General features: G+C 74.0%; 4 protein-coding genes. All 4 read left to right on the top strand.

Translation table 11 applies throughout. The annotated features are described in order from the left end of the window. Nucleotides 1-153: 153 nt before the first annotated feature. The 4 genes from R9X44_RS34255 to R9X44_RS34240 all read left to right on the top strand — a co-directional run bounded on the left by R9X44_RS34255 (nucleotide 154) and on the right by R9X44_RS34240 (nucleotide 7061). Nucleotides 154-1533: a glutamine synthetase family protein gene (locus R9X44_RS34255; RefSeq protein ID WP_319818539.1), complete on the top strand. Its 1380-nt coding sequence runs from the start codon at nucleotides 154-156 to the stop codon at nucleotides 1531-1533. A 2-nt stretch (nucleotides 1534-1535) separates the two neighbouring features. Next, nucleotides 1536-2360, top strand: a complete 825-nt coding sequence (locus tag R9X44_RS34250) for a DUF6885 family protein (RefSeq protein ID WP_319818538.1) — start codon at nucleotides 1536-1538, stop codon at nucleotides 2358-2360. Nucleotides 2361-2763: 403 nt separating this feature from the next. Then, nucleotides 2764-4422, top strand: a complete 1659-nt coding sequence (locus tag R9X44_RS34245) for a GMC oxidoreductase (protein WP_319818537.1) — start codon at nucleotides 2764-2766, stop codon at nucleotides 4420-4422. A gap of 248 nt (nucleotides 4423-4670) precedes the next feature. Beyond that, nucleotides 4671-7061: a xanthine dehydrogenase family protein molybdopterin-binding subunit gene (locus tag R9X44_RS34240; protein ID WP_319818536.1), complete on the top strand. Its 2391-nt coding sequence runs from the start codon at nucleotides 4671-4673 to the stop codon at nucleotides 7059-7061. Nucleotides 7062-7082 lie beyond the last annotated feature (21 nt).

The raw sequence follows: 7082 nt of genomic DNA, 5'->3' as shown, positions 1-7082 counted from the left end.
TTGGCATGGTCGTCGCCGTGCGCGGCTGATACGCTCACGCGCCATCGCCCGTACGCGGTCGTGGAACTGCGGATCTCGCTCATATATCCGCAGGTGAACGCGTATGTCGGCGCTGTTTCCGACTTTTGCGCAGTTGTTATCGAGGGGCGATTCATGGCACAGGACATCACCGCCGACAAGACGCGCGAGAAGGCCGCGGTGCTCGCCAGGCAGGGCGTCGTCGGGCTCACCGTCGCGTGGGCCGACAACAACGGCATCACCCGTTCCCGCACCGTCCCGATCGAGCAGCTCGAGGCGGCCGCCGAGCGCGGCGTCGGGGTGACCACGCTGTTCGCGGTGTTCGACACCCACGACGGCATCACCTTCGGGCACGCGGGGTTGAGCACCCCGTCGGGCGATGTCCGGCTGGTCCCGGTCGTGGACAGGATCGTCAGGCTCGCCGGGCAGCCCGAGTTCGCGTGGGCGCCAGGCCGCCAGATCGCCGCCGACGGCTCCCCGTGGCCCTACGACCAGCGCTCGGCGCTGGAACGGCAGGTCGCGCGGGCGGCCGAGCGCGGCCTGGCGTTCCGCGCGGGCTACGAGCTCGAGTTCCACCTCAGCCTCGCCGAGCCGCGCGGCGACGGCGGCACGGCGCTCGCCCTCGAAGGGCCCGCCTACGGTCCGCGCGCGCTCCTGGAGGTCGACGGGTTCGCCGCCCGCCTGCTGCGCGACCTGCGCGACAACGGCGTCGAGATCGGCCAGCTGCACGCCGAGTACGGGCCAGCCCAGTTCGAGCTGAGCCTCGCCGCGGCCGACCCGGTGACCGCCGCCGACCGGCAGCTGCTGGCCAGGCAGACCATCCACGCCGCCGCCCGCGCGCACGGGCTGCGCGCGAGCTTCTCACCCCTGGTCTCCGCCGCGGGCGTCGGCAACGGCTGGCACCTGCACACCTCGGTCTCCCGCGACGGCGTCAACCTGCTGTCCGGCGGCGACGGCCCGCACGGCCTGACCCCGGAGGGCGCGGCCTATCTCGCGGGCATCCTGCGCGACCTTCCTGCGGTCACCGCGATCACCGCGCCGAGCATCCCGTCGCTGCACAGGCTGCGGCCCGGGTACTTCTCCAGCGCCTACGCGTTCTGGGGCGTGGAGAACCGGGAGGCGGCGTTGCGGTTCGTGCCCGCGACGGGCCTGCTCGGCGCGGCGCACGCGAACGTCGAGCTGAAGCCGTCCGACGCCTCGGCGAACCCCTACCTCGCGCTCGCCGCCGTCATCGCCGCGGGCCTCGCGGGGATCGCCGACGGCCTCACCCCGCCCGCCCCCGTCCAGGAGAACCCCGGCGCGTGGACCGAGGAGGAGCGGGAGAAGGAGGGCATCCGCCTTCTGCCGACGACGCCCGAGGAGCGGCAGGCCGCGCTCGTCGGCAGCGAGACGCTGCGCGAGGCCCTGGGCGCCGACCTGCTCGGCGCGTTCGCCGCGGTCCGTGAGGCCGACCGGGCGTGGGCGGAGGGCAAGGAGCTCGACGAGGTGCTCGCCGCGCACCTCTGGCGGTACTGAGGATGGTCGGCCCGGCGCGGCTCGAACGCGTCGTCAGGTTGCCGGGCGCGGCGGCGCTGCTCGCCGCGCACCGGCGCGCGCTGCCGCAGCCTGACCAGATGTGCGGGCCGTTCTGGGCCCGCCTCGCTGTCGCCGCACTGCTCGGCACCGAGGGCCTTCCGGGGATCGCTGAGTTCGCTGCGGCGGCCGGGACGGCGATCTGGCCGGGCGACCTCGCCGCCGCCCGGCCGCCGGGGGAGCCGCCGCACACCGACGCCTGGGCCGGGGTCGCGCGCGCCGGGAGCCCGGACGGCGCGGGCACGTCGGCGTCCGGGGTCGGCGCGGCGATCGAGCTGCTTTCCTCGGGTGCGGTCGCGGCGGTCCCGGCCACCGGCCAGTGGACCGGCGAAGGGCTGCTCGCCCTGCTTGACGGGCTCGCCGCGCGGGATCTCGCCGCGGTGCCCGTCGCCAACCCCGACACCGGGGAGCTGTGGGGCTCGCGGCCCGCGCCCGGGCTGCTCGACGCCTACCTCGCCGACGGCGACGCCGCGCACGGACCGCCCCCGGACTGGCGGGTGGGCCACTTCGCCGGCCTGTGGGGCACGCTGCGCGGCCCCGCGGGGACGCTCGTCGCCGTCGCCGACACCTATCCCGTGCTCGGCGCGCGGGGCCTGCACCTGCAACCCGTGGAACGGCTCGGCGCGGCGCTCGCGCGCGGCGCGCCGCGCACCGGGGGAGTCGTCCTCGCGGTCCCGGCGCGGCGGCGTGACGACGCCGTCGCGCTCGTGCGCGACTCGGGTCTCGAGCCCGTCTGGTGGGACAACGGCACGGAGTATCACGGTAGGTAGCGCACACCCACGCGGAAATGATGTTCTCTGATTCGCATAAGGGTCTTGTCGTTCGGCGTGTGCGCCTTTATGTTGATCGCGGAACAGGGATTTCGCGGAGCGTCACTTCGCCGTCGGCTCCCGCGGGCTCCCCTGCTGCTCCCGCACCGCGGCCCCGCCGCGGCACCACCCGAGCCTTGGAGCCGCCGTGCCGAACACCCCGCCGTCCCCGACCCCCGCGCCAGGGCCCGACGACGGCACGCCCGGCGCGACAGCGCCCGCGCACCCCCACGTCCCCGCCCCGAAGCACGGCAAGCAACGCGGGTCACCCCCCGAAGCCGCATCTTCGCAAGCCCACGTCCCCGCCCCGAAGCGCGGCAGGAAACGCGGGTCCGGGTCTTTGGGCGTCCGTGTCCCCCGCGGGTTGCCCGGTGGAGCCGGGTCTTCGGAAGGCCGCGTCCCCGGCCCGAAGGGCGGTAGGGAGCGCGGTGCCGGGTCTTCCGGAGTCCGTGTCCCCGGCTCGAAGGGCGGCAAGGAACGCGGGTCGTCCGGTGGGGTCGGGGCTTCGCAGGTCCGCGTTTCCGGTCGGGGTGGTGGGCCCGAGGTCAGTGAGCATCATGCGCGGGCCGTCGTCGTCGGGACGGGGTTCGGGGGTGGGGTCGCCGCGCTGCGGCTCGCCGAGGCGGGCGTCGACACCCTTGTCCTTGAGCGCGGGGTGCGCTGGCCGACCGGGCCGGACGCGACGACGTTCCCGCGCGTGGACGGGCTCGACCGGCGCGCGGGCTGGCTGACCGACCGCAGCACGACCCCCGGCGTGTTCACCACCTGGCAGCCCTACACCGGCCTCGTGGAGACGCTGCGGGCGCGGGGGACGACGGTCAACTGCGCGGCCGGGGTCGGCGGCGGCTCGCTCGTCTCCCACGGGATGGTGCTCCAGCCGCCGGAAGACCACTTCGCCCTGTCCCTCCCGGCGCTCGCCGACCTGTACGGCGAACTCGACGCCTGGGCGTACCCGACGGTCGCGCGGATGCTGCGCCTCGCCACCATCCCCGACGACGTCCTGGCCGCCGAGCCCTATCGCTCGTCCCGGCTGTTCCTCGACGCCGCAGAAAAGGCAGGACTCGAGACATTCCGGCTTCCAGTACCCGTCGACTGGGACTACGTGCGCGGCGAACTCGACGGCAGATACGCGCCCACCTACACCACCGGCGACCTCGCCTACGGGGTGAACAACGGCGGCAAGCACTCGGTCGACGCCACCTACCTGGCCGCCGCCGAGGCGACCGGCCGCGTCGCCGTCGCGAGCCTGCACCTCGTGCGCGACCTCGCCCTCGATCCGCGCGGCCGCTGGCTGCTGCGCGTCGACCGCCTCGACACCGACGGCGAGGTCCAAGAGCACAAGACCATCACCGCCGACGCGGTCTTCCTCGCCGCCGGGTCGCCCGGCACGACCCGGCTGCTGGTGAAGGCGCGCGCCAAGGGCCTCGTGCCCGACCTCCCCGACGCCGTCGGCACGGGCTGGGGCAACAACGGCAACCGCGCCTACGCCTGGGTCCAGATGGACGACGACCCGGGTCGCCCCCAGGGCGGCCCCTCATGCGTCGGCGGCCGCGACCCGGGAAGCCCGCTGCCCTACACCGTCGTCCACGCGGGCTCGCCGATCCTGCCGCCCAGCCCGGCCCGGATGATGGCGCTCGCCGGATGCGGCATCGTCCGGCCCGAGGGCCGCTGGGAGTACGACGCCGATGCCGACGACGCCATCCTGACCTGGCCGAGGTCGGCCGACGCCGACGTCGCCAAGCTCATCGCCGAGCGGATGGACGCGTTCGCCGACACCGGCGGCGGCATGGTCGTGGAGACCGCGCCCGTGGAGCCCGCGACCTGGCACCCGCTCGGCGGCGTGCCCGTCGGCGAGGCGGTGGACGCGCACGGCCGCGTCCTCGGCCACCGCGGCCTGTACGTGCTCGACGGCTCGCGCGTCCCCGGCTCCACGGGCGCGTGCGGCCCCGCGATGACGATCGCCGCGTTCGCCGAGCACAGCATGGCCGCGCTCGTCCGAAGTGACCTCGGGGAGGTCTTCTGAGGTAGGTCCGAGCCGCCAAGCGACCGCCGCGCACGGTGCCTGAACGCGCGGCGGCGCTTTCGCGCGCCAGGACCCTCTCGTCGCCGCAAAGCCTGTCGCCACCAGGCTTTTCGCGTTTGCAAGAGCGTGCTCCGAGCCGACCTTGACGCCCTTTCCGGCGAATGCTAAGCATGTGCTCAGCGGATGTTGGGCGCATGCTCAGCATCCGGGGCGACACCCCCCGCGCACCCGGTCGAAGGAGGCCCTGAGTGAGCGACAGCGGTACCCGGCTCACCGAAGAACCACGGACTCCCGACGGCCCCGCCGCGCCCACGGCCGGAAGCCGGTACGCGGGCACCCGCGTCCGCCGCGTCGAGGACCGCAGGCTCCTCACCGGCCACGGCACCTTCGTCGACGACGTCACCCGGCCCGGCCAGCTGCACGCCTGCTTCGTGCGCAGCCCGCTCGCCAGGGCGCGGATCGAGGCCATCGACGCCAGCGAGGCCCTCGCCCTCGACGGCGTCCACGCGGTCTACACCGCGGCCGACCTCAACCCGGCAGTACGCGAGGCGTGGTACACGCTCATCGGCCAGGTCGAGGACGTGCCCCGGCCGCCGCTCGCCGAGGACGAGGTGCGGTTCGTGGGCGACCCCGTCGCCCTCGTCGTCGCCGACGACAGGTACCTCGCGGAGGACGCCGTGGACCTCGTCATCGTGGACTACGAGCCGCTGCCGCCCGTCGTGGACTACCGGACCGCGCGGGAGTCGGCGGAGCGCGTCCACGCCGCCTACCCGGACAACGTCGCGGTCGAACTCGCGGGCCTGCCCGTGGAGTCCTTCCCGGTCTTCGAGGAAGCCGCCTACACCTTCCGCGAGACCATCTCCCAGCAGGCTTACGCGGCGGTCCCGATCGAGACGCGCGGCCTCGTCGCCGAGTGGGAGCCCGCGACCGGCGAGCTGACGATCTGGGCGGCCACCCAGTCCCCGCACGAGCTGCGCCTGTTCGCGGCGCGGCTGCTCGGCCTCGACGAGCACCGCGTCCGGGTCGTCATGCGCGACACCGGCGGCGGGTTCGGCCAGAAGGTCCTCCCGCAGCGTGAGGACATGGTCGTGCTGCTCGCCGCGCTGCGCACGCCGGGACCGCTGAAGTGGATCGAGGACCGCAGGGAGAACCTGCTCGCGGCCGGGCAGGCGAGGCACGACCAGGCCGACGTCCGTGTCGCGTTCGACGCCGACGGCACGATGCTCGCGACCGCGATCGACTTCGTGCAGGACGTCGGGGCCTATCCGATCCCGTACCCGATGAACACGTGCGCGGTGGTCGGCATCCTGTTCCCCGGCCCGTACCGGGTCCCGCAGGGCACGTTCGCGACCCGGGCGATGTTCTCCAACACCGTCGGCCGCACCGCCTACCGGGGGCCGTGGCAGTTCGAGTCGGTCGCCCGCGAGGTGCTGCTCGACATCGCCGCGCGCGGCATGGGCGTCGACCCCGCCGAGATCCGCCGCAAGAACCTGCTGCGCCGCGAGGACCTGCCCTACACCAACCACAACGGCATGCCCTACAGCGACGTCACGCCGCTCGAGACGTTCGAGCAGGCGCTGGAGATGCTCGACTACGACGCCTTCCGCGCCGAACAGGCCAAGGCCCGCGAAGAGGGCCGCTACCTGGGCGTCGGCACCTGCACGTATGTCGAGCCGACCACCGACAACCTCGGGCTGCACTCCACCGAGGGCGCGACGATCAGGATCGAGCCGTCCGGCAAGGTCAACGTGTACGTCAGCGGCGGCTCGACCGGCAACAGCATCGAGACGACCGTCGTCCAGCTCACCGCCGACGCGCTCGGCGTCGACATCGAAGACGTCAACACCATCCAGGGCGACACCGCGATCACCCCCTTCGGCGGCGGCACGGGCGGCAGCCGGTCGGGCTCGATGACGGCGGGGGCCGTCGAGGCCACCGCCTCGATCCTGCGCGAGCGGATCGCCCAGATCGCAGCGCACCGGCTTGAGGCGTCGCCCGGCGACATCGAGGTCGTGCGCGGGAGGGCCGGGGTGCGCGGCAAGCGCGACCGCGAGATCGGCCTCGCCGAGATCGCCCAGATCGCCTACTTCCAGCCAGAGACGCTGCCGCCCGGCGTCCCGCCCGGCCTTGAGGCGAGCGGCAGACACCGCGCGGAGGCGCCCGTCATCTGGGCCAACGCCACACACCTGTGCACCTGCGAGGTCGACGTGGAGACCGGCGCGGTGCGGCTGCTGCGCCACATCGTCAGCGAGGACTGCGGGCCGATGATCAACCCGACGGTGGTGGAGGGCCAGATCGCGGGCGGGACCGTCCAGGGGATCGGCGGCGCGCTGCTGGAACACCTCGCCTACGACGAGGACGGCAACCCCGTCACCACGACGTTCATGGACTACCTGCTGCCCACCAGCACCGACGTGCCGGTCATCGAGTACGGGCACGTCGAGACGCCCGGACCCGGGCCCGGCGGTTACAAGGGCGTCGGCGAGGGCGGCGCGATCGGCGCGCCGCCGGCCGTCGTCAACGCCGTCGCCGACGCGCTCGCCCCGCTCGGCGTCAAGATCACCAGCCTGCCGCTCACGCCCGAGTCGCTGTTCACCGCGATCCGGCGCGCGTCAGCCCCGACGACAGGAGAAGCATGATGCACGACCGCCGCCGCCGTG

This window comes from Actinocorallia sp. A-T 12471, assembly GCF_033875155.1.
GTDB lineage: Bacteria > Actinomycetota > Actinomycetes > Streptosporangiales > Streptosporangiaceae > Actinocorallia.
This window is presented reverse-complemented; position numbering and strand designations above follow the sequence as displayed.

Excerpts from the sequence above, each read along its gene's own strand:
- R9X44_RS34250 (WP_319818538.1), top strand. The coding sequence starts at position 1,536 with ATGGTCGGCCCGGCGCGGCTCGAACGCGTCGTCAGGTTGCCGGGCGCG.
- R9X44_RS34255 (WP_319818539.1), top strand. The coding sequence starts at position 154 with ATGGCACAGGACATCACCGCCGACAAGACGCGCGAGAAGGCCGCGGTG.